18 protein-coding genes and 1 other annotated feature are annotated in these 21,657 nt (G+C 38.8%); of the genes, 3 read left to right on the forward strand and 15 right to left on the reverse strand.

Annotated elements, in window-relative coordinates; genetic code table 11:
- Positions 1-34: 34 nt before the first annotated feature.
- The 10 genes from alaS to cymR form a co-directional block, all read right to left on the reverse strand.
- The gene (alaS, locus tag PQ479_RS05745) at positions 35-2,674 is read right to left on the reverse strand and encodes an alanine--tRNA ligase (RefSeq protein WP_047988621.1); all 2,640 of its coding nucleotides are present in this window, start codon (positions 2,672-2,674) and stop codon (positions 35-37) included.
- 91 nt (positions 2,675-2,765) lie between these two features.
- Positions 2,766-2,976 (reverse strand) — a binding site (T-box leader).
- 49 nt (positions 2,977-3,025) lie between these two features.
- The gene (locus tag PQ479_RS05750; RefSeq protein ID WP_053070385.1) at positions 3,026-4,090 is read right to left on the reverse strand and encodes an AI-2E family transporter; all 1,065 of its coding nucleotides are present in this window, start codon (positions 4,088-4,090) and stop codon (positions 3,026-3,028) included.
- Between the two features lie 304 nt (positions 4,091-4,394).
- Positions 4,395-4,589 carry a DUF3918 family protein gene (locus PQ479_RS05755; RefSeq protein WP_047988620.1) on the reverse strand — a complete coding sequence of 65 codons (195 nt, stop codon included), beginning with the start codon at positions 4,587-4,589 and terminating at the stop codon, positions 4,395-4,397.
- A gap of 59 nt (positions 4,590-4,648) precedes the next feature.
- Entirely contained in the window at positions 4,649-4,837 is a 189-nt protein-coding gene (locus tag PQ479_RS05760; RefSeq protein WP_047988619.1) for a hypothetical protein, read from the reverse strand.
- A gap of 14 nt (positions 4,838-4,851) precedes the next feature.
- Complete coding sequence (locus PQ479_RS05765) at positions 4,852-5,349, reverse strand: PRC-barrel domain-containing protein (protein ID WP_273716820.1); 498 nt, start codon at positions 5,347-5,349, stop codon at positions 4,852-4,854.
- Between the two features lie 67 nt (positions 5,350-5,416).
- Positions 5,417-7,660: an SF1B family DNA helicase RecD2 gene (recD2, locus tag PQ479_RS05770; protein ID WP_047989524.1), complete on the reverse strand. Its 2,244-nt coding sequence runs from the start codon at positions 7,658-7,660 to the stop codon at positions 5,417-5,419.
- A 58-nt stretch (positions 7,661-7,718) separates the two neighbouring features.
- On the reverse strand, positions 7,719-8,381 hold the full coding sequence (locus PQ479_RS05775; protein WP_047988618.1) for a tetratricopeptide repeat protein: 663 nt from the start codon (positions 8,379-8,381) through the stop codon (positions 7,719-7,721).
- Between the two features lie 197 nt (positions 8,382-8,578).
- Complete coding sequence (mnmA, locus tag PQ479_RS05780; protein WP_083991290.1) at positions 8,579-9,700, reverse strand: tRNA 2-thiouridine(34) synthase MnmA; 1,122 nt, start codon at positions 9,698-9,700, stop codon at positions 8,579-8,581.
- A gap of 48 nt (positions 9,701-9,748) precedes the next feature.
- Positions 9,749-10,909, reverse strand: coding sequence for a cysteine desulfurase family protein (locus tag PQ479_RS05785; RefSeq protein ID WP_047988616.1), 1,161 nt, complete (start codon positions 10,907-10,909; stop codon positions 9,749-9,751).
- Between the two features lie 101 nt (positions 10,910-11,010).
- On the reverse strand, positions 11,011-11,430 hold the full coding sequence (gene cymR / locus PQ479_RS05790; RefSeq protein WP_047988615.1) for a cysteine metabolism transcriptional regulator CymR: 420 nt from the start codon (positions 11,428-11,430) through the stop codon (positions 11,011-11,013).
- Between the two features lie 235 nt (positions 11,431-11,665).
- Here cymR and PQ479_RS05795 point away from each other — a divergent pair, with 235 nt between their 5' ends.
- The gene (locus PQ479_RS05795; RefSeq protein ID WP_047988614.1) at positions 11,666-12,970 is read left to right on the forward strand and encodes a replication-associated recombination protein A; all 1,305 of its coding nucleotides are present in this window, start codon (positions 11,666-11,668) and stop codon (positions 12,968-12,970) included.
- A 307-nt stretch (positions 12,971-13,277) separates the two neighbouring features.
- Here the strand turns inward: PQ479_RS05795 and PQ479_RS05800 are convergent, their stop codons facing one another.
- Positions 13,278-15,431, reverse strand: a complete 2,154-nt coding sequence (locus PQ479_RS05800) for a sensor histidine kinase (RefSeq protein ID WP_047988613.1) — start codon at positions 15,429-15,431, stop codon at positions 13,278-13,280.
- 309 nt (positions 15,432-15,740) lie between these two features.
- Here PQ479_RS05800 and PQ479_RS05805 point away from each other — a divergent pair, with 309 nt between their 5' ends.
- On the forward strand, positions 15,741-16,373 hold the full coding sequence (locus PQ479_RS05805) for an RsfA family transcriptional regulator (RefSeq protein ID WP_047988612.1): 633 nt from the start codon (positions 15,741-15,743) through the stop codon (positions 16,371-16,373).
- Between the two features lie 41 nt (positions 16,374-16,414).
- Here PQ479_RS05805 and PQ479_RS05810 read toward each other — a convergent pair whose 3' ends face one another.
- From PQ479_RS05810 to PQ479_RS05825, 4 genes are all read right to left on the reverse strand, one after another.
- Positions 16,415-17,134 carry a LutC/YkgG family protein gene (locus PQ479_RS05810; RefSeq protein ID WP_047988611.1) on the reverse strand — a complete coding sequence of 240 codons (720 nt, stop codon included), beginning with the start codon at positions 17,132-17,134 and terminating at the stop codon, positions 16,415-16,417.
- Positions 17,131-18,561, reverse strand: a complete 1,431-nt coding sequence (locus tag PQ479_RS05815; protein ID WP_047988610.1) for a LutB/LldF family L-lactate oxidation iron-sulfur protein — start codon at positions 18,559-18,561, stop codon at positions 17,131-17,133. Before PQ479_RS05815 ends, PQ479_RS05810 begins: the two co-directional genes overlap by 4 nt.
- 18 nt (positions 18,562-18,579) lie before the next feature.
- Positions 18,580-19,296 (reverse strand): (Fe-S)-binding protein, encoded by a 717-nt coding sequence (locus tag PQ479_RS05820; RefSeq protein WP_047988609.1) that lies wholly within the window; start codon positions 19,294-19,296, stop codon positions 18,580-18,582.
- A gap of 271 nt (positions 19,297-19,567) precedes the next feature.
- The gene (locus PQ479_RS05825; protein WP_047988608.1) at positions 19,568-20,332 is read right to left on the reverse strand and encodes a tRNA threonylcarbamoyladenosine dehydratase; all 765 of its coding nucleotides are present in this window, start codon (positions 20,330-20,332) and stop codon (positions 19,568-19,570) included.
- 322 nt (positions 20,333-20,654) lie between these two features.
- On the opposite strand from PQ479_RS05825, the gene PQ479_RS05830 reads away from it, so the two are divergent.
- Complete coding sequence (locus PQ479_RS05830; RefSeq protein WP_047988607.1) at positions 20,655-21,626, forward strand: MBL fold metallo-hydrolase; 972 nt, start codon at positions 20,655-20,657, stop codon at positions 21,624-21,626.
- The last annotated feature ends 31 nt before the right edge of the window (positions 21,627-21,657 follow it).

Raw genomic sequence — 21,657 nt, forward strand, 5'->3', positions numbered from 1 at the left:
TTGTTTAATTCCATTGTACACTATCTGGTTTCATTTAGGAAATTGATTTTACGTAATCTGGCACATATGCAAGTGCAGCTTCCACTTGATCGGGGTTTTTACCACCAGCTTGAGCCATGTCTGGACGGCCACCACCGCCACCACCACAGCGTGTAGCTACTTCCTTCACAATTTGGCCAGCATGATATCCTTGGCCCATTAAGTCTTTTGTCACACCAGCAACAATATTGACTTTTTGGCCATTAACAGCAGCAAGAACAATAATACCTGATTTAAGGTCTTGTTTCAATTGATCGACAATCGAACGTAAACCATCCATGTCACTTGCCTCTACTTTTTTCGCAAGAACAGCTACTCCGTCAATCTCAATAACTTCATTGACTAAGTTACCAGCCTCTAAGTTCCCCAATTTTGCAGATAATGATTCATTATCCTTTTGCAATTGACGAACTTGTTGTTGCATCGCCTCTAATCGAGCAGGAACATCTTTGACATTTTTCGCTTTCACTAATTCTGCTGCGTCATGTAATAAGTCTAATTGTTCCTTCATGAATTGGTACGCACCTTGACCTGTGACAGCCTCAATCCGTCTTACTCCTGCCCCAATTCCTGACTCTGAGACAATTTTGAAAAGGCCAATTTCAGCAGAGTTGCGTACGTGGCACCCTCCACATAACTCTAGGCTGTAATCACCGATTTGAACAACACGTACGATTTCACCGTATTTTTCACCAAATAAAGCCATAGCTCCCATTGCTTTAGCATCGTCAATGGTTTTATTAGAAATATGAACTTCAATCGCAGCCCAAATCTTCTCGTTTACTATTGCTTCAATTTGCTTCAGCTCATCTTGCGTCATTTGACCAAAGTGAGAAAAGTCAAAACGTAAGCGTTCATCAGATACTAAAGATCCTGCTTGATTAACATGAGCACCTAAAACATCTTTTAATGCTTGATGTAATAAATGGGTGGCTGTATGATTTTTCACAATACTGTTACGCTCTGTTTCTTCAACGATTGCTTCAATCGGTTGCCCTAAAGAAAGTTCACCTTCTTCAACTACAACTGTGTGCAAGTGCTGTCCATTAGGAGCCTTTTTCACATCGGTAACGCGCACAAGTAAGCCTCGTGCTCTTAACACGCCTTTATCGGCAACTTGTCCACCACTCTCAGCATAAAATGGTGTTTCTTTAAGAATGACTTGTGCCTCTTCCCCTGTCTTGGCCACATCAACTTTCATCTTATTGACGATAATAACACTGACTTCGGCCTCCGCACGAACATGCTCATATCCGACAAACGTACTTTCCGTTTTTAAGTCTCCTAATATCTCATCTTGAACCTGCATTGAACCAGACTCTTGTCTCGCTAATCTTGCACGAGTTCTCTGTTTCTCCATCTCTTCTTCAAAACCAAAACGGTCGATTTCTAAACCTTTTTCTTCTACATATTCTTCCGTTAGATCAACCGGGAAACCATACGTATCATAAAGACGGAAAACATCGACACCTGCAATTTGCTTTTGCTTGGCTTTAATCGCTTCATCCATAACTTTTTCTAAAATAGATAGCCCTTCACTTAACGTATCGTGGAATCGCTCTTCTTCTGTTTTCATGACCTTGGCAACAAAATCCTTTTTCTCAAGCACCTCAGGATAAAAGTCTTTCATCACTTCTCCAACAACTGGAACAAGTTGATACATAAAAGGACGATCGATACCTATTAACTTAGCGTAACGAACAGCTCTACGTAATAAGCGGCGTAAAACATAACCACGGCCTTCATTAGATGGTAAAGCTCCGTCTGTTACCGCAAAAGCAACGGTTCTTACGTGATCAGCAATGACTTTAAATGAAACATCCGTCTCTTTAGCATCACCGTAATTAACCGCTGTTAATTGGCTAGTCGCTTCAATAATTGGGACGAATAAATCCGTATCAAAATTAGTAGGAACATCTTGAATGACTGACACCATACGCTCTAACCCCATACCTGTATCAATATTTTTCTTTGGTAACGGTGTATACGTACCATCTGGATTATGGTTAAATTGTGAAAATACAAGGTTCCATACTTCTAAATAACGGTCATTTTCCCCACCCGGATATAATTCAGGATTTGTTGGATCATCCCCATAAGATGGACCACGGTCATAGAAGATTTCTGTATTCGGACCACTTGGACCTTCTCCAATATCCCAGAAGTTACCTTCTAAACGAATAATTCTTTCTGTTGGTACTTTGATATTATTTTCCCAGTATGCATAAGCTTCGTGATCTTCAGGGTGTACCGTTACAGATAATTTCTCAGGATCAAAACCAATCCACTTCTCATCTGTCAAAAACTCCCATGCCCATTCAATCGCTTCTTCTTTAAAATACTCACCAATCGAGAAATTTCCAAGCATTTCAAAAAAAGTATGGTGACGAGCGGTTTTCCCCACGTTCTCAATATCATTCGTACGGATCGACTTTTGAGCATTTACAATTCTGGGATTCTCAGGGATAACACGACCATCAAAATATTTCTTTAATGTTGCTACACCACTATTAATCCATAATAAAGACGGATCTTCATGAGGTACAAGCGACGCACTCGGTTCAACATCATGACCTTTTTCTTTAAAGAAATCTAAAAACATTTGTCTTACTTGTGCAGAGGTTAGCTTTTTCATCTCTTTACTCTCCTTTTCATTACAGTGATTAGCATTAGGTTCTCACGCGAAGTACTATACAAGCTTATATAAAAAAAACTCGCCCCCTATGGAAAGGGACGAGATATTCTCACGCGGTACCACCCTAATTTATAAACAAATTAATAACCTGTTCATATCTTAAGTGCCTTAACGCGGCTAACGGTAGGTTTTGCCTACACTCTGGAGTAGCTTTCTGTAAAAAGTGATCATAGGATTCCTTTCAGCCTAGAGAATCCCTCTCTTTATGTTTTCTTACATACTCATTCCATCAACGTCTTACCTGTATATGGTTTAGTTTCCCTTTTATTATAGAAAGTCGTTACGCAAAAGTCAATGTTTCATCAAATGCAAACGCAAGTGTAATAAGGTAACTTTAATAACAGCCAAAATAGGCACCGCTAAAAGTAGTCCCACAACCCCTCCTATTTCTACTCCTATTAATAAGGCGAAAATAATAAGTAACGGATGCATATGTAAAGTTCTTCCGACAATAATAGGAGACAAAATATTCCCTTCAATTTGCTGAATAATAAAAAGAATGACGACTGTGAGAATCCCCGTATGCACGGAGTCCATTAACGCGACAATAACTGCTGGAACTGCTCCTATAATCGGCCCAAAGTAAGGAATAATATCACAAGCACCTATAAATAACCCGAGTAAAATAGCATAAGGCACACCGAGTAACCATAAGCCTACAGTTGCGAGGATAAAGACACAAATTGATACAAGAATTTGTCCTCTAATATAACTCCCAATCGAATGATCGACATCTTTGGCATAACGATGTAGCGAAGCACGATATTTTTTAGGGGACAGATACCAAGCAACCTTTTGTATTAGATCGTAATCTTTCAAAAAATAAAATACTAAAAATGGAATAACAGCCAAAGCGAGTGCCGATTGTAAGATTGAAATAGCCACTTTTTCAACTTGATCAAGAGCCCGTATTCCTAGCTTTTCAATTTGTGTTGTCCATTCATCGACATGGGTGGAGAGTGGTGCTGGCAAGCGTTCGATCTGCTCGCTGATTTGCTCAATATATTGCTGTAAATGAGAAAATTGCTGTGGCAGGAGTTGCATTGCCTCTTGAACTTGCTCAATGATAAAAGGCACCCCTAAAATGGCAGCAAAAACAATCGTTCCAATTAGCACTAGAAATACTATAAGCACACTTAAAGTTCGGGACAACCCGTATTGATGGAGTCCTTCCACAATCGGATGCAATAAATAGGTTATCGTAGCCGCTAGTAAAAATGGCCAAAATAAAGCTTGAGCCACGACCCAGACAGGCTCAAAAGCAGGTGCCAAAGCAATAAACACATAGATAATTGCCAACATAACAAGTGCTAATAAGGCATATAATAATAGTTGCGAAACTCTTTGCTTCTCCACCAGACTCACCTCAACCGATAGTGTCTCTCTCTTTGGCGGATTCATTCATTTTTATTTCGCTTGTACTTTTCTAAGACACCCTTGTTACATATGCTAGTTTGCACGGCAATGTATGCGCTTTTTATCGCTTCTTTGCCCTGTATTTCTATTTGCTCCGCATTGACGGCTCTTTTCAGCACTTCATTGCCGAGCATTTCCATTTACGTCGCATTGAACCCTCTTTTCATACTTCTTTTGCATATTATCCCTCAAAAAAACCAGCATAAAATGCCCTAGAGATTAATCCTCTAGGGCCAAAGATTGACTAAAACATTTTCGCGACTTTTTTCTTCGCTTTTTTCCACGATTTCTTGTCGACGATTTGGTCAAAGTCAAAATCGGTTACCGGTTTAAAGAAAGACTGGACTTTCTTTTTATTCCTTCTACTCGACATTGAATAAGAATAGGCCGCTGCACCGATACCGAGTGCTACTAATGAACTAATCGCTGTTGTACGCATGTGCGTCACATCCTTTTCTGGATTTTTCTTCACCGACTAGTCATTGATTTAGACTAGAATCATGAACCTACTTGCAGGTCTGAGTCCTCGAACAAATCATCTAATGAACTTAAGGTTCCGTCCTCTTCAACTTGATGCATGGCAAGCTTACCATTTGATAAAGTCATTTCAACAAAACAGTTCCAGCAATAGTATTGATGTGTTCCTATCTTTCCAATATCTTTGCTTTGGCAATTAGGACAACGCATTAACAGGGCCTCCCTTATCTAGACAGGATGGCTTTTTCCTTACCGACGACAAGTTTCCCACTAGCACGGATCACCTTTCGCCCCTCAAAAAAATCGGATAATAATCCATCTGTCACCTCATACCCTGTAATCGTTCCCAATTCCTCATTAAAATATACATCTTCTACCAATCCGAACTTTTCCCCTTCTGCACTTAACAGTAGCTTTCCTCGAAATTGGTGTTTACCATGCTTTAAATGAAGTTTCTTTTTCTCTGTACTTGAGTAATGGTGTAGCTTTGCTAAGTCTGACACCATAAGCCCCTCATGCCCAATTGCATCAATATCTTCAAGTGGAATTAGAAAGTGGCGGTTTAACCAACCCTTTTTATCAATGACAATACTGGATACTTTACCATCATCACAAATTAAATCAAGGACCTTCCCAAAATCCTCACCAGATTCAAGATCAATGACTGGTAAACCTTCAAGAAGTGAAAATGTTCGCAAAGTACTCGCCACCCCTCCGAACATTTTTAGTTTTCTCCTTATGGATATGATTATGACAAGGAACGTTTTCCATACAAAAAACTACTGACCCTTATGTCAGTAGCTCTTGTAACTTTTCTTTTAACATCGAATGACGAGTCGTATCATTTTTTTTTGTGATCGCTGTATGAATAGCCGGCAATTCTCCACATAAAAGTAAAAATTGCTTGGCCCGTGTAATCCCCGTATAAATTAAATTACGTCTTAACATGCGATGATAACTCCTCACTATCGGCATGACCACAATTGGAAACTCACTTCCCTGTGATTTATGGATCGAGCAGCAATAAGCATGTGTAATCTGGTTCAGGTCTTTTTTCAAATAGACAACCTCAATACCATCAAAGGAGATGACGAGTTGATCTTGCTTTTCTTCATTCTCTTTTGCATAAAAAACCGCTACGATTTCTCCACGATCGCCATTATAAACATTCTCTTCTGCATTATTCACGAGCTGTAACACCACATCACCAGTCCGATACGCAACCTCACCAAATTTAATCTCTCGTTTTTGCTCTGTTTTGGGATTAAATAAATCTTGTAGCATTACATTAAGTTCCGTAATACCCGCGGGACCTTTATACATCGGAGCCAGCACTTGAATTTCTTTTGCCGTAAAACCTTTCCGTCTCGCATTATCACAAATTTGCCAAACCGCATCCTTCACTTGATCGGTACTACAAGGAAAAAAGCGCTTGTCTGCTTTTGGCTCTGGTAACGTTTGCGGCATAACACCTTCTTTGATAGCATGAGCCAATTCGATAATGGAAGAACCTTCTTCTTGTCGATAAATGACGTTTAAAGGAACGGTTGGAATAACAGTAGAATCAAGTAAATCCTTTAACACTTGCCCTGGTCCAACAGAAGGTAATTGATCTTGGTCTCCTACAAAAATCACCTGCATGGATTTTGGAATAGACCTCAATAATTGGTTGGCAATCCAACTATCAACCATCGACACCTCGTCTACGATCAGAAGTGAACCTTGTATTGGTTCGGTCTCATCTTTTTCAAAACTACCCGCATTCCCTTTCCAACCAAGTAACCGGTGAATCGTTGTTGCCGGTAGCTCCGTTGCCTCACTCATTCGTTTAGCAGCTCGACCTGTCGGGGCAACTAAAACGATAGGAAATGGATTACTCCTCGTATAAGCTTTTGGATCAAGCGAAATACCATGTAGTCGTGCATACAACTCAACGATACCTTTAATAACTGTCGTTTTCCCGGTACCTGGGCCACCCGTTAAAATCATCATTGGTTTGGAAAGTGCCGTTTGAATCGCTTCTCTTTGGGAGGGAGCATATTCAATCGTAAACTCTTCTTCCACATGGCCTAGTTCTTTTAAGAATTCTGCTTCTGGAAATTCATCAGCGACCTCACTACTAAGTAAACGCCTCACATTAGAAACAATGCCTTTTTCAGCAAAAAACAAGGAGTTTAAATAAACACGATCATCTTCCATAACAATGTCACTTTCTTCAGACATCATCATGAGTCTTTCTTTAACCTCTTCTTCTGTAATGACACTATTTGGTGCCGATAAAAGCTGACATACTTGCTCAACTAACGCCTGCTCATTTAAAAACATATGCCCTTCCTGTAGACATAGTTCCTGTAAAAGAAATAAACAACCTGCTTTGATTCTGTCTGGATGATTACCCGTCACCCCAATTTCAGCACCTAAAAGGTCGGCCCTCCTAAAGCCAATTCCTTCAACGTCTTCAATTAATTGATAAGGGTTCGTACGAATGACATCCAACGCTTGAGTTTTATACTCTTGATAAACCTTCATGGAAAGCTCTACACCGAATCCATATTTAGATAAAGTCAATAACACTTGTTCGACACCTTGTTGGTCCATTAATTGTTGATAAAGTTTATCAGCAATTTCATCTGGTAGCTTAGGGACTAGTTTTAAAACCGAGCGGTCGTCTACAATTCTTGAAATAGCCCGTTCTCCTAAAGCTTCCACAATCTGTTCCGCCCGCTTTTGCCCAATACCAGGAAAGCGGCTACTTGCTAGATATTGAACAACGCCATTTTTTGATTGTGGCAAGGCTCGCTGAAAAGTCTCGATTTTATATTGATTTCCAAAGCGTGGATGCTGAGTCAGTTGTCCATAAAAGAAATAAAGCTCGCCGGGTTCAAGCTGTGGCAAAATGCCAACAACGGTAATTTTCTTTTCTTTTAAATCTTCATTCGTTTTTTTCACGTGAACAAGGGCAACCGTATAATAATTTTCTTCATTGTGAAATACGATATGAACAACCTCACCTTTAATATAAGGTTGCTCCATCGTTTTATCTTGATTCACTTGAACGACTTCTTTGTTTGGTTGTTCATTTTCCACATTATCACCCTTGCTCTAACGCTATTTCGATCGTTCTTTTCCCATTAGCGGCTAAACCATGTGTCGGTTGAATGTCTAAAGCCTTGTTAAAAGCCTCGAGCGACTTAGGGAGGTTTTGATGGTACGCATATCCAACGCCTAAATTAAAATAGGCATCTGCATGTTCTGGGTTTTGTTTGATAACCTCTTCAAATTGCTCAATCGCCTCATCAATTAACTCTAACTGTGCAAGTGTTAAGCCATATTGAAATCTTGCATCAATATCCACAGGATTTAGCTCAACCGCCCGCTGTAGATTCGCTTGTGCATATGGCAAGCTTTCAAGTTGATAATAGCTCATGCCTAACATGAAATAAACATCTGACTCGTTTAACCCATGCGTCAATGCTTGCTTAAACATTTTAGCTGACTGTTCAAATTGATCTTGCTTGAAATAGATGGTGCCTGCTCCGTAATACGCAGTCGCAGCTTTTTCGTCAAATTCAATTGCTTTATCAAAAAATACGAGGGCTTTTTCTATTTCACCCACGGCCCCTAATAAATTGCCAAAGTTAATATAGCCAATTGGATTCGTTTTATCTTCTTCAATTGCTTTTGTAAAAGCCTTAGCCGCTTCTTCGTAATTTTGTTCGTTCATGGCTTCTATACCTTGTTCATTCCAATTCATCGCTTATCACCCTTTGTTTATTACACAGTTTATCTGCTTGTTAATAGTCTCTCTTATAGTGTACCTAAAAATAAGGAAAGGGAAAACGCCTAACTGGCACTTTCCCCGAAAATTGCTTGTTTTTATAAAAAAAGTTCCATAAGTGAGGCTCATTTCTCAAGATATCATGACTTTTCGGTCTTTGTTTTGGTCCTTGTTTAGCTGACGGCTGTCCATTTTTTAATAATATGGTCGATCGTGCCTCCACCTAGGCAACGTTCTCCGTCGTAGAGGACTACGGCTTGTCCTGGCGTAATCGCTCGTTCGGGTTCTGCAAATTGAATCCGAGCTGTTCCATCTGCTTTAGGATAAACAGTCACAGCTACATCTGTTTGGCGATATCTAAATTTTGCCGTGCAATTAAAAGGTTCGAGTTTAGGCTCTGTCGCGATATAATTCATTTCTATCGCTTCTAACCCTTCGGAATAAAGACCTTGATGATGATAACCCTGACCTACATATAAGATATTTTCTTTGACATTTTTATCAATCACAAACCAAGGTTCACCAGCTCCACCAATTCCTAAACCTTGACGTTGTCCTAATGTATAATACATTAAGCCATCATGCTTCCCTTTTACTACGCCCTCTAAAGTTTGCATTTCTCCAGGTTGTGCCGGTAAAAACTCCGATAAAAACTCTTTAAAGTTACGCTCACCAATAAAACAAATTCCTGTACTATCTTTTTTTGTTGCTGTCGCTAAATGTGCATTTTTTGCCAGCTCACGCACTTCTTTTTTCGGTAAATGCCCCAATGGAAACATCACCTTTGAAAGTTGCTGCTGAGATAAAGCATTCAAAAAATACGTTTGGTCTTTATTGTCATCCGCCCCACGAATTAATTGAAACTCTCCATCCACTTCCTTCACTTGAGCATAATGTCCTGTAGCCACATAATCAGCCCCAAGTGTTAAGGCATGATTTAGAAAAGCTTTAAATTTGATCTCTTTATTACACATGACATCTGGATTTGGTGTGCGTCCAGATTTGTATTCCTCAAGGAAATAAGTAAATACCTTATCCCAATATTGCTTCTCAAAATTAACAGCATAATAAGGAATTCCGATTTGATTACATACTCGAATCACATCTTCATAATCCTCTGTTGCTGTACAAAATCCATTCTCATCCGTATCATCCCAGTTTTTCATGAAAATACCGATTACATCATAACCTTGCTCTTTTAAAAGCAACGCCGTCACAGAAGAATCAACTCCTCCTGACATACCAACTACAACCCTCGTGTTTTCAGGGCTTTTATTCATTTGATTCACCACCATTTGTGATTTTGTCTGAATGAAGGTCAAACAAATCAACGTACTTTTTTATTAAACAATAAAAGGTTTATCTTGCTGTAAACGTTGTACAACCTTTACGGTTTTACTTGCTGCGTACTCAATATCCTCTAACGTAGTACCTAAGCCAAAGCTGAATCGTAAGGATGAACTATATTTTTCCACTTGTTTAGGATACATCGCCACAAGCACATGAGATGGGTCAATCGAACCAGCTGTACAAGCCGAACCACTCGATGCAGCAATGCCTTCCATATCAAGATTGACGAGCATTGATTCAACATTTACACCTGGAAAACTTATATTAAAAATGTGAGGTAAGCGTTCAGATTGATGTCCGTTAAATTGAAAGCTTAATCCTGACTTCAATAGAATATCAAAAAAACACTGTGAAAAGCTCTTATATTGCTCAACTTTTTCTGTAAGATTTTGATAGGATAGCTCAAGCGCCTTAGCAAAACCAACAATTCCTGCTACATTTTCAGTTCCAGCTCTTTTCTTTCGTTCTTGTTCACCACCAAATAAAGCCGGTTGCAACTTTAGTCCTTCCTTAGCATAAAGAAGCCCCACACCTTTAGGTCCATTGATTTTATGGGCACTTATAGAAAGGAAGTCCACGCCTAGCTCTATCACATTTATATCAACGAGCCCGCAAGCCTGTACAGCATCAGTGTGTAAAACAGCCTGATGATTTTGTAGCAACTTACCAATTTCTGCGATTGGCTGTAAAGTACCCACCTCATTGTTTCCGAACATAACGGTAACTAAGAGCGTTTCCTCTTTAAGTGCTTGCTCTACTTGCATAGGTGTAATTTGACCATATGAATTAACGGGTAAATACGTCACTTCAAAGCCATGTTTTTCGAGTTCCTCACATGCATGTAACACAGCATGATGCTCAATCGCTGTTGTAACAATATGATTACCTTTATCGCGATTCGCTAACGCATAACCAATAATGGCTAAATTATCTGCTTCTGTTCCACCACTTGTAAAAATTAAGCTATGGTCGTTAACACCTAATTGTTTCGCAATAGAACGACGAGATTCATCCAATAACTGGCGGGATTTCCTTCCTACATGATGAATGCTAGAAGGGTTCCCAAATTGATGCTCGTATATGTGAAACATTTCTTGTACAACTTCTGGATGTACGGGAGATGTTGCCGCATGGTCTAAATAAATACTTTTCATTACTGTGACACCTCAAATTCATTTATCTTATCACTTCTTGGCAAAAAGAGAAGTGAAAGGGAGTCCCTCTCACTTGGCGTACATTTTTTATCAATCGATCATTAAATATAAAACATATAATACTCTTGTTCCCCGTCCGATTCAAAATTTGCCAAGTCATCTAATGTTGTTTCATCTAATACATTTTTGACGGCATCACGAATTTTAATCCACAAATCTCGTTTCGCTGGCTCTTCGTTATCCATCACCTCAACAGGACTAATAGGCCCCTCTAACACTCGAATAATATCTCCTGCTGTAATATCCTTTGCTTCTTTAGATAACATATAACCTCCGTATGCACCACGGACACTTTTAACAAGCATCGCATTACGTAAAGGAGCTATTAATTGTTCTAAGTAGTGCTCGGATAAATCATTTTCTTTCGCAATCGATTTAAGTGAAACCGGACCTTCCCCTGCTTTTTTTGCTAATGCCATCATAATCGTTAAACCATAACGGCCTTTTGTTGAAATCTTCATAATCAAATACCTCCTGACAGGTGTCCAGCACCTCGTTTGCTCATTATCTATTAAAAAATACTTATACACACACTCATCTATATCCTTTCCATTATATCATGAAAAGAGACCGGAATGGTATGTGTTGTTCAAAAGTTTGTCTATCATTGGCAATTTCTTTATTTTAAGCTACACTATGATTACGAGAATGAATACGAACGTATGATTGTCAAATTATGAAAGAGGTGCAAAAGACATGCTTTTTGATTCTCTAGTAGCGGAGCCTCTCTCCTATCGCATGCGACCGAGAAATATTGACGAAGTTGCCGGTCAAAAGCATGTGATTGGAACGCAAACATCGCTTTATAAAATGTTAAAAAAGGGTTATGTTCCTTCCATGCTATTATATGGTCCTCCTGGTGTGGGTAAAACCTCCATTGCTAAGGCCATTGCAGGCACGGTTGAAAAACCATTCCAAGCTATAAATGCAACAACGGCCGGAAAAAAGGATATTGAAGAAGCTGTCCAACTAGCGAAAGCCGAAGGAAACCTCATTTTATTTATTGACGAGGTTCACCGTTTTAATAAATTGCAACAGGACTTTTTATTACCACATGTCGAAAGAGGTCTTATTACGCTCATCGGAGCAACAACAGAAAATCCATTTCATGAGGTTAATCCCGCGATCAGAAGCCGCTGTGGGCAAATAAAGGAATTAAAGCCTTTAAATCAAGAGGATATTCTAGAATTATTAAATCGTGCATTAGAGGACGAGGAGAGAGGACTCGGAAAAGAAAACATTGAAATCTCTAATGAGTTACTTTCTTTTCTTTCTCAATCTATTAGTGGTGATGCCAGGTCGGCTTTAACCGTCCTAGAAGAAGTGATTCAAGCTTCTGAAACTAATGATGCAGGTGTAACCATCGTTCACAAGCACACAATTGAAGAATGTATTGAAAATAAAGGATTCACCCATGACAAACAAAGCGACATTTATTATAATCTACTGTCCAGCTTACAAAAGTCGATTAGAGGTAGTGATGTCTCAGCTGCCTTGCATTATTTAGCTCGATTAATAGAGGGTGGCGATTTAGCCGCCATCTGTAGACGGTTAATTGTTATTGCTTATGAAGACATTTCACTTGCTGCACCAGATGTGGCTGTTCATACCGTCTCTGCCGTAGATGCGGTCGAACGCTTAGGTTTACCAGAAGCACGAATCCCTTTAGCTAATGTTGTCGTGGAACAATGTTTATCGCCAAAGTCCAACAGTGCTTATAAAGCCCTAGATGCTGCGATAGCCGATGTACGTGCTGGAAAGCTAGGAGAAATTCCGGAGCATTTACAAGATAGCCACTATCAAGGCGCATCAAAGTTAGGAAAAGGTGTTGGCTACAAATACCCACATGATTATCCAAATTCATGGGTCAACCAGCAATATCTACCGAACGCCCTTGTTAATAAAGTGTATTATCAGCCAAAAGAGAGTGGTCACGAGAAAATGCTCGCTAAAGTATTTCACCGATTAGAATCACTCAAAGAGTCTGCCTCAAAACGTTAAAAAGAGCAACTAGCAGAATAGTTAATTGCTGCTGGTTGCTCTTTTATATAAAAGTTGCTTATGGGCGATAGTTTGTGCCGTGAAGTTAGCTCGTCATCCATCTAGCGATCCATGCCCTTAGTAGGACAGTGCTCCCTGTTTGTTCAGGCCGACTCCTAATGCTGATCGAGTTGTAAACGTGCCAACAGTTTGAACAGTCCTGATGCTCGCTCCTTAATATTGGGTGATGAATGGTCTTTTAATTTAGGAACATATGTTTAACGTTCTTTGTACAGATACCCACTCTTCCTGCCTCCGTATCTTCACATTAACTGCTTCTTTTGTTCGGAAGTTCAATTGTGAAAATGGTGCCTTTTTCTTTTTCACTTTTAACGTTTAAGGTCCCACCAAGATCTTCTACGAGTCGGAAGCATGTGATGATTCCTAATCCAGTTCCAGACTCTTTTGTTGTAAAAAATGGCGTGCCCAGTTTATCGAGTGTACGTTCATCCATACCTTCTCCGTTATCAATGACCTTAATCAGAACTTGCTCACCATTTGTAGACTTATAGGTTTGAATCTTCAGTTCACCTTCTACATTGATCGCTTCTAAACCATTTTTAACTAGGTTCATAATGATTTGGTGTAGTTTATTTTTTTCTATAAATAAGGTAGGTAAATCCTCTAATTCAAGAATGACTTGGGTTCTACGCCAACCAGCCTCGGTTTTATATAAAGAAAAAATCCCTTTAATTACATCGTTAATATTCGTTTCTTCTTTACTTCTTATAACATTGGGATTAGCTATATTGAGCATCTCACTAATAATATCGTTCACACGGTCAATTTCCTGCAAAATCAAATCATAATGTTCTTGCTGCTCCACGTTCACATCGGATCTTTTGAAAACCTGCATAAAACCACGAATCGTTGTCAATGGGTTTCGAATTTCATGGGCAAATCCTGCCGACAATTGCCCAACCATTTGCAGTTTTTCAGAACGATTAAGCTCCATCTCCATTTCTCTTTTATCGGTAATATCATCAAATACGACCAAAATTCCTTCATAATCATCTTGGTTATTCATTGAAGGCAGCGGTTGAACACTCATGAAGAAATAACGTGCTTCTTCCTTATGCTGACAATAAAATTCATAACGATCATTAAATTTCCTTTTTTCTAATGCATCGTGTAGCTTTGCACAATAAATGAATTGAGCAAAGCCTTCGTTATATTTAATTAAATCATCAATTCTCAAGCCTATGACCGCTTCTTTTTTTACTCCAAATAACTCTTCACACGTCTTATTAAACGTCGTAATTAAGCGGCTATCTCTTTGAAAGGCGAATATGCCGTTATTAGTAGCCTCTAATATAAGTGATGATTTTTGTTGGCTCTTCTCACGTTCCACTAGGCGCCTTGTCATCATATTAAATGCACGAGTCAATGTGTTTACCTCATGATAAGCGTTCGTTGATAATGGATCGACGATTTTTCCAAAGGCAAAGTCAGACGTGGCATAGACTAGTTTCTGTAATGGCTTAACAATATAATTGGATAATTTCACAATCGCAAAAATAACAATAACAAATACACAGCTAAAGAGAAATATATACTTACCGATTAGCTGTTGTAACGGCTCTGCCACATGACTTTTTGGCACCGATATTCCTATATACCAGTCATGCTCAAAACCATTTGTTTTATCTAGTTGCACAAAATATTGATGATGCTCTCTCTCTTCATTTTCAAAATACAAATTGTTCCTAACCATATGGTTCAATTGTTCTTGAGAGAGGTTATTCGCTTGGAAATAATTAAAATCAGTCATTCGATCAATCTCCGGGTGAGCAATTAAGTGCCCATCACCGTTCATTAAAAAAGCAAAGCCACCTAAACCAATGCTTTGTTGCTGTCGCGTAATTAATTCAATTCTTTCCCAAAGTTCAATTAAATTAAAAGAAGGCGAAACAGCACCGATTACATTCCCTAATTCATCTTCTACCGATGCAGATAATATAAGAATAGGTCCTTGGATCATATCTGATTGATAAATATCTGAAAGGAAAAAACCACCATTTAATGTATTTTGCACCCATTCTCTAGAAGACAGGTCTGTACCAACCATTGTCTGATCGGTATCAGCGATAACAACTCCCTCTTCATTAAGGAAAATGGCCCCATAATACAGAGAATGAATTTGCACAAATTTATTTAGTTCTGCTGAAATCTCTTCTATATTCGCGTCTCGCTCCATAATGAGCGGATTCTCACTTAATGCATACACATCGCTAAATCGTTCTTGTATAAAATCATCTAAATTAACAGCAGCACTTTCACCTAATGTGTATAGGAGCTGCTTATGTTGATTTTCTATATCTTGCTTTTGAGATTGAAAGGAAATATATGAAATAAAAAGTAACGGTAAAAATGTTGTACCGATAAAAAACAAAAGCAATTTCATTCTTAATGATTTAAACATCCGCATCTCCCCTCGAATAATGTCGAAAGGAATCAAATTTTATCCCTTACTCGTTTATTCTACACGTTCTCCTTCAATAAAAAAAGAAGCAAAATACAATTTGTTTGCTTCTGAATTCTTTGAATACTAAGGGCCATTGAGATGTTATCACAAATGATCCTTACCCGACTTCTACAATTCTTTAAGTGACTCGTATATTCCTAGCTGAATCTGGACATAGTAGAGACTAGTAGAAATAAAAAACGTGAATTTGTCAAAACTCTTATAAATCAAAGACAAACGATAGAAAGACTGAAGGAGATGAAAATAATGAAAGTTAGACAAGATGCTTGGTCCCACGAGGACGATGTTTTATTAGCGGAAACTGTGCTTCGCCATATTACCGAGGGAAGTACTCAATTAAGGGCTTTTGATGAAGTTGGAGATGAACTTAACCGTACTTCGGCAGCATGTGGATTTCGTTGGAACGCCGTCGTCCGGGCGAAATATTTAAATCAAATTGAGCAAGCTAAAAAAGAGAGGAAAGAACGTAAAAGAGCTTCCAGCTATAACTATTATTATGCAGCACCACCTGCTAACCCTACGTGGGCAAAGAAGTTTACACCTCCACTACAAACGGAAATGGCAGAAGAAATGGATATTCAAAATGTTATTCAATATCTACAATCACTCGCTCAGAACAAGCAATCGACTTCTATGTGGCAGGTGAAGGCTGATGTGCTTGAAAAGGAAAATGAGAGTTTAAAAATGGAAGTTTCTCAACTACAAAAGGAATTACAAAAATTAAAACAGGATTCTACGATTATTGAAGAAGATTACCAATCTCTTATTCAAATTATGAATCGAGCTCGCCGTATGGCTGTTCTTGAGGATGACGAAGAGACAGCTCATCCAACTTTTAAGATGGATAAGAACGGTAACCTTGAACGAGTTGCTAAATAAATAGTATCCAATAATAAAAACCAAGCAACGTTGCTTGGTTTTTACTGATCATCAATGATTATATACGTCGCCCGAATTGGCCCATGCACACCCACAACTAAATTCATCTCTATATCTGCACTATTACTCGGTCCAGAAATAAAGTTCACACAGCTTGGAAAGCGCTCTTTCTCTTGAGCAAGCTCATGTAACATATCCGTGGCTTGTGTCATACGAGGTACAATTGTGCTTTTTGGAATAATAGCGATATAACTTGTCGGTAATAAACTCACAGAGCGCCCTTTTCTATCATTACTTATTAACACGACCGTCCCTGATTCTGCTAAGGTCATATCAGAAAAAGTAATCCCGACGTCGGCTCTCTCGGCTATTTTTATATTCTCTTCTCTCTTAGCAGGGTCCCATTCATGAAATATGGCTCCCTCAACCGGATAACTTGCAAAGGCTGATTTCACACCGAAAGTTTCAAAACGCTCATCATCCCAATAAACGACTTCTTTTCCATCATAACGGGATAGAACCTCATGTAATTTCTTGGCTAAACCAGCTTGTGTAACGCGCTCAAAAGTCGTATGAATTCTTGAACATTGTTCCTGCAGGCGTTCCACTAATTGAACCGGTGTTTCATCGGCAAACACTTGACGCTGCGGTTCCTTTGTCCATTGCGGACGCACAACTCCATCACGCTTACGCTCTCTCCCTAAACGAGAAGCTATAGTAGCTAAAAAAGTATCCTGATTATAAATAGTCCCTTTCGTCATGAATTTTCACCCTTTTTGTCTCGTTTTTCAAACCAATTTCGGAAAGATTGTTTCGCCGGTTCAGGGAAATCACGAATATCTGTCCAAGGCTTCACAGGACCTGGCCCTTTTGAAATTTTTCCATCTTTCGAAAATGGTCCCATCACGGTTGGTGCAAACTTACTAGCACTACTAAAAAACTTCGGTGAGCTTGCTGCGATACCAAACCCTTTCATTGCCAACTTCTCACCAACAGACGCCCTACCTTGTTCCTCAACAATTTGACGACGATGTTGAATTAAGAGATCATGTAAAGGGATTTTAACCGGGCACGCATCTGTACAGGCGGCACATAAGCTTGATGCATATGGAAGCTCTTTATAATCATCATATCCACCTAATAATGGTGATAAAACCGCACCGATTGGTCCAGGATAAATTGAACCATAGGCATGACCACCAATATGACGATAAATAGGACATACATTTATACAGGCTGCACAACGAATACATTGTAAGGCAGACTGAAACTCTGTCCCTAAAATGTTTGATCGTCCATTATCGACGATAACTAGATGAAATTCTTCCGGTCCGTCAACTTCATCGTCACCTTTGGGTCCTGTTAATCCTGTTACATAACTGGTTAACTTTTGCCCAACCGCACTTCGACAAAGCATACTCACTAAAATATCCAGCTCTTGATAAGTGGGAACAATTCGTTCCATCCCCATCACCGTTATTTGCGTTTTAGGTAATGATGAAGCTAAGCGTGCATTTCCTTCATTTGTAACAAGAGAAATACTCCCCGTTTCCGCAACAGCAAAGTTACAACCTGTGATACCTAAGTCTGCTGTTAAAAATTCACCACGTAACTGTTCACGGGCAAATAAAGCGAGCTCTTCAGGCTTGGAAGACTTTGTATAGCCCTTTTTCACTTGAAATGTTTCACGAATTTGCTCCTTATTTTTGTGAAGGGCTGGTGCGACAATATGTGATGGTGGATCATGATCGTCAATTTGTAAGATGTATTCACCTAGATCTGTTTCAATCACTTCACAGCCAAGTTCTTCTAATGCTTCATTCATCGAAATTTCCTCAGTTACCATTGATTTTGATTTAATAATCTTTTTAGCTTCTTTCTCTTTTGCTACATGCCTTATATACTCATTGGCTTCCTCTGCCGTTTCCGCAAAAAAGACATGACCACCTTGTTTCGTCACATTTTCGGCTAGCTGTTCTAAATAAAAATCCAAATTTTCTAAAGTATGCTGACGTATCTCTTCTGCCAAATCACGCCAGTCCTCCCAATTCCCTAACTCTTCAGCTGCATGAATTCTTCCGTTCTTTAAACGTTCTTGTGCAGAAACGACCGCGTTCCGCATAAAAGTGTCTTTAACACCTATATCAACCCGACGATTAAAATCCTGATTTCCAATCTTCATGGCCATACTACATTCGCTCCCTATTTATCTAGAATTTAAGACTTGTGCAATGTGCATTGTTTTTATCGGTTTTCCTTGACGATCGATCCTTCCACCAATATTCATTAAGCAACCACAGTCAGCCCCAATGAGAACTTCTGCGTTGGTAGATTCTACATGGGCAACTTTTTCGTTGACCATCTGTTCAGAAATAGGCACCATTTTCACAGAGAAAGTTCCGCCAAATCCACAGCAATTCTCCTTATTAGGTAAGTTTGTAAATTCTAACCCTTCCACGTTTTCTAATAAAATCAGCGGTGCTTCCTTCACTCCTAATAAACGTGTCATATGACAGGAGGTATGATATGTAGCCTTTACTGAAAGCTTTGCTCCCACATCTTTCACTTTTAATACATCAACAATAAATTGCGTGAATTCAAACGTTTTATTAGCTAACGCTTTCGCTCTTTCTTTCCACTCCTGATCATCTTTAAAAAGATGGGGGTATTCATGAAACATGGCTGCACACGAGCCAGATGGTGATACGACATATTCAGCATGTTCAAATGCTTGAATCATATTTTTAGCAACAACCCTTGTTTCTTTTTGATAGCCACTATTATAAGCAGGCTGACCACAGCAAGTTTGTTGCTTAGGGAAATCGATCTCACACCCAAGCCGTTCTAATACGTCAACAACATCCTTTCCTACTTCTGTATAGAAGATATCACTCAAACAAGTGATAAATAGCGAGACTTTCATTCTGATTCCCTCTCTCTCATTATTGATAAGGTGATCTGATCACTTCATGTAATTGCTCTCAGTATAATGAAGTAATCAAAATATTTCAACCTTTTATCATAAAATGCTTCTACAGAAGTTATCGTTTTCTTATAAATTCAAAGGCAAAGGTTACACCTACCTGTTATAAATATCCGATCATTTTTAGAATAGAACAACTTGAGCTATACGGATACAAAGAAAAAACAGCTTTATCTAGATTTAACTCTAGACAAAGCTGCTGATATCTTCATTATGCTCTTGATATTTCAATTCCGTTTAGTAAATTTGTAATGACATGGCCAGCCATAATCAGTCCAGCAACGGAAGGTACAAATGCATTCGATGAAGGTGGCATTTTGGCTTTACGAATTTTCCCTTCTTCAGCCGCTTCTGAGACGATTTCTTTTCGTATATCTTCACGAATTTTGATCGGACGTTCATCTGAAAAGACAACTTCGACACCTTTATGAATGCCCTCTTTTCGTAATTTTGTGCGAATGACTTTAGCAATGGGATCGTAACTTGTTTTAGAAATATCCGTCACACGCAAACGAGTTGGATCCATTTTGTTCGCTGCTCCCATACTAGAAATAATCGGGATTTTTCGTGAAAGACATTCTTTAATGAGATGGATTTTATATGAGATCGTATCACTTGCATCAATAACATAATCTAACCCATAAGAGAAAAATTGCTCATACGTGTCTTCTGTGTAAAACATTTTTAAAGCAATCACTTCACAGTTAGGGTTAATATCGGCGATTCTTTCTTTCATAAGCTCCACTTTTTGACGACCTACCGTTGAAACTAAAGCATGAATTTGACGATTAACATTAGTAATATCAACGTCGTCTTTATCGACTAGCACTAATCTTCCGACTCCAGAACGTGCTAGTGCTTCTGCTGAAAAAGAACCAACGCCTCCAATTCCGAGTACTGCTACGGTGCTATTTTTTAAACGATCCAAACCATCATGTCCGATCGCTAATTCATTTCGTGAAAATTGATGTAGCATTCTTTCAATAACCCCTTCCAAACAATCGATATGTGTACGTTTTTGACTATATCATAGCCACTTAGAAAAGTCTAAAACATTTACAAGTCGCTGAGTAACTACAATTAAACGGCTTTCCATTGTAAGTAATTTAAGACAATGTAGTGAGTAACTATACGTAAAAAACCTAACACAGTTCATATAGGGTACTCCTCACTCGCTTTCTTACTTACAACATTACATCATACTTGAGCAACGGTTTTACTAGACTTTACTCTTTTTGTACAATTAGAATAAAAGTAATATACTCAAAATGCCCCTTATCTAAGGTCGGAGGTAACCAATGGATGAACAACAAATTTTTCCAATCATGATTAATGAAGAAACATCGGGCTTACATTCAATTAACATGTATCTTGTAAAAATGAATCAAAAACTCTTGTTAATTGATGCCGGTTATCACCATCCTAAATACGAAAAAGCCTTTGATTCCGCTTTACAACAATTTGGCTTTTCATTAAATGATCTAACTGCTATTTTACTAACTCACCACCATATTGATCATGTTGGTTTAGTTAACTACATAACGAAGCAGCATTCACTGCCTGTCTATGTACACCCTATCGCCTTCCCCCGTTTAAAAAGGGACCTAGATTTTTTACAAACACGTATTGATTTTTTTGAAAAACTTTATCGGGAAATGGACTGTAATGAAGCTGGACAGAGGCAAATTAAGTATTTACAGAAAGCGATAATGGATAATGCGAAGCAAAAAATTGACGTAGACTTACAAACAATACCTACACAATATGAAGATTTTGAAGTAGTCACTTTCCCGGGACACGCACCGGATCAAGTTGGTTTTTATTTAAGAGAACAGCAAATCTTATTTGGAGGAGATTTATTGATTGAGCACATTTCTAGCAATGCCCTTGTTGAACCAGACCAACAAGGGAATCGCCTCTTAACGTTAATTGAACATAAGCACTCATTAGAAAAATGTTTGAAACTCCCTTTATCCAGAGTGTATGCCGGTCATGGCCAAGTAATCGATTCTCCTCAGGAGTTAATTCAAAAACGAATTGAACAAATTAATCAAAAAGCAGAGCGTATTCTAAAGTTAATTCGCCAAGGCTTTCAAACAGGTAATGCAATTGCACTTGAGATGTATGCACACCGTTATCAAAGCCAATTTCCACTTGTCATGTCTGAGGTCATTGGTCACCTTGATTATTTAGAGTATAATGGCCTCATTGAAAAACGGCTCCACCCACAGACTCAGATTGCTATTTATATAGCCTGTTCTAAAAGCTGATTTCAATCGCACATGGCGAAGCCCGATTCAC

Source organism: Alkalihalobacillus pseudalcaliphilus (assembly GCF_028610675.1).
In the GTDB taxonomy this organism is placed as follows: domain Bacteria; phylum Bacillota; class Bacilli; order Bacillales; family Bacillaceae_D; genus Alkalihalobacillus; species Alkalihalobacillus pseudalcaliphilus.

Bases quoted from the DNA above. Each gene is read 5' to 3' on its own strand.
- alaS (WP_047988621.1), bottom strand. From the start codon at position 2,674: ATGAAAAAGCTAACCTCTGCACAAGTAAGACAAATGTTTTTAGATTTC.
- PQ479_RS05755 (WP_047988620.1), bottom strand. From the start codon at position 4,589: ATGCGTACAACAGCGATTAGTTCATTAGTAGCACTCGGTATCGGTGCA.
- PQ479_RS05760 (WP_047988619.1), bottom strand. From the start codon at position 4,837: ATGCGTTGTCCTAATTGCCAAAGCAAAGATATTGGAAAGATAGGAACA.
- PQ479_RS05765 (WP_273716820.1), bottom strand. From the start codon at position 5,349: ATGTTCGGAGGGGTGGCGAGTACTTTGCGAACATTTTCACTTCTTGAA.
- recD2 (WP_047989524.1), bottom strand. From the start codon at position 7,660: ATGGAGCAACCTTATATTAAAGGTGAGGTTGTTCATATCGTATTTCAC.
- PQ479_RS05775 (WP_047988618.1), bottom strand. From the start codon at position 8,381: ATGAATTGGAATGAACAAGGTATAGAAGCCATGAACGAACAAAATTAC.
- mnmA (WP_083991290.1), bottom strand. From the start codon at position 9,700: ATGGTGGTGAATCAAATGAATAAAAGCCCTGAAAACACGAGGGTTGTA.
- PQ479_RS05785 (WP_047988616.1), bottom strand. From the start codon at position 10,909: ATGAAAAGTATTTATTTAGACCATGCGGCAACATCTCCCGTACATCCA.
- cymR (WP_047988615.1), bottom strand. From the start codon at position 11,430: ATGAAGATTTCAACAAAAGGCCGTTATGGTTTAACGATTATGATGGCA.
- PQ479_RS05795 (WP_047988614.1), top strand. From the start codon at position 11,666: ATGCTTTTTGATTCTCTAGTAGCGGAGCCTCTCTCCTATCGCATGCGA.
- PQ479_RS05800 (WP_047988613.1), bottom strand. From the start codon at position 15,431: ATGTTTAAATCATTAAGAATGAAATTGCTTTTGTTTTTTATCGGTACA.
- PQ479_RS05805 (WP_047988612.1), top strand. From the start codon at position 15,741: ATGAAAGTTAGACAAGATGCTTGGTCCCACGAGGACGATGTTTTATTA.
- PQ479_RS05810 (WP_047988611.1), bottom strand. From the start codon at position 17,134: ATGACGAAAGGGACTATTTATAATCAGGATACTTTTTTAGCTACTATA.
- PQ479_RS05815 (WP_047988610.1), bottom strand. From the start codon at position 18,561: ATGGCCATGAAGATTGGAAATCAGGATTTTAATCGTCGGGTTGATATA.
- PQ479_RS05820 (WP_047988609.1), bottom strand. From the start codon at position 19,296: ATGAAAGTCTCGCTATTTATCACTTGTTTGAGTGATATCTTCTATACA.
- PQ479_RS05825 (WP_047988608.1), bottom strand. From the start codon at position 20,332: ATGCTACATCAATTTTCACGAAATGAATTAGCGATCGGACATGATGGT.
- PQ479_RS05830 (WP_047988607.1), top strand. From the start codon at position 20,655: ATGGATGAACAACAAATTTTTCCAATCATGATTAATGAAGAAACATCG.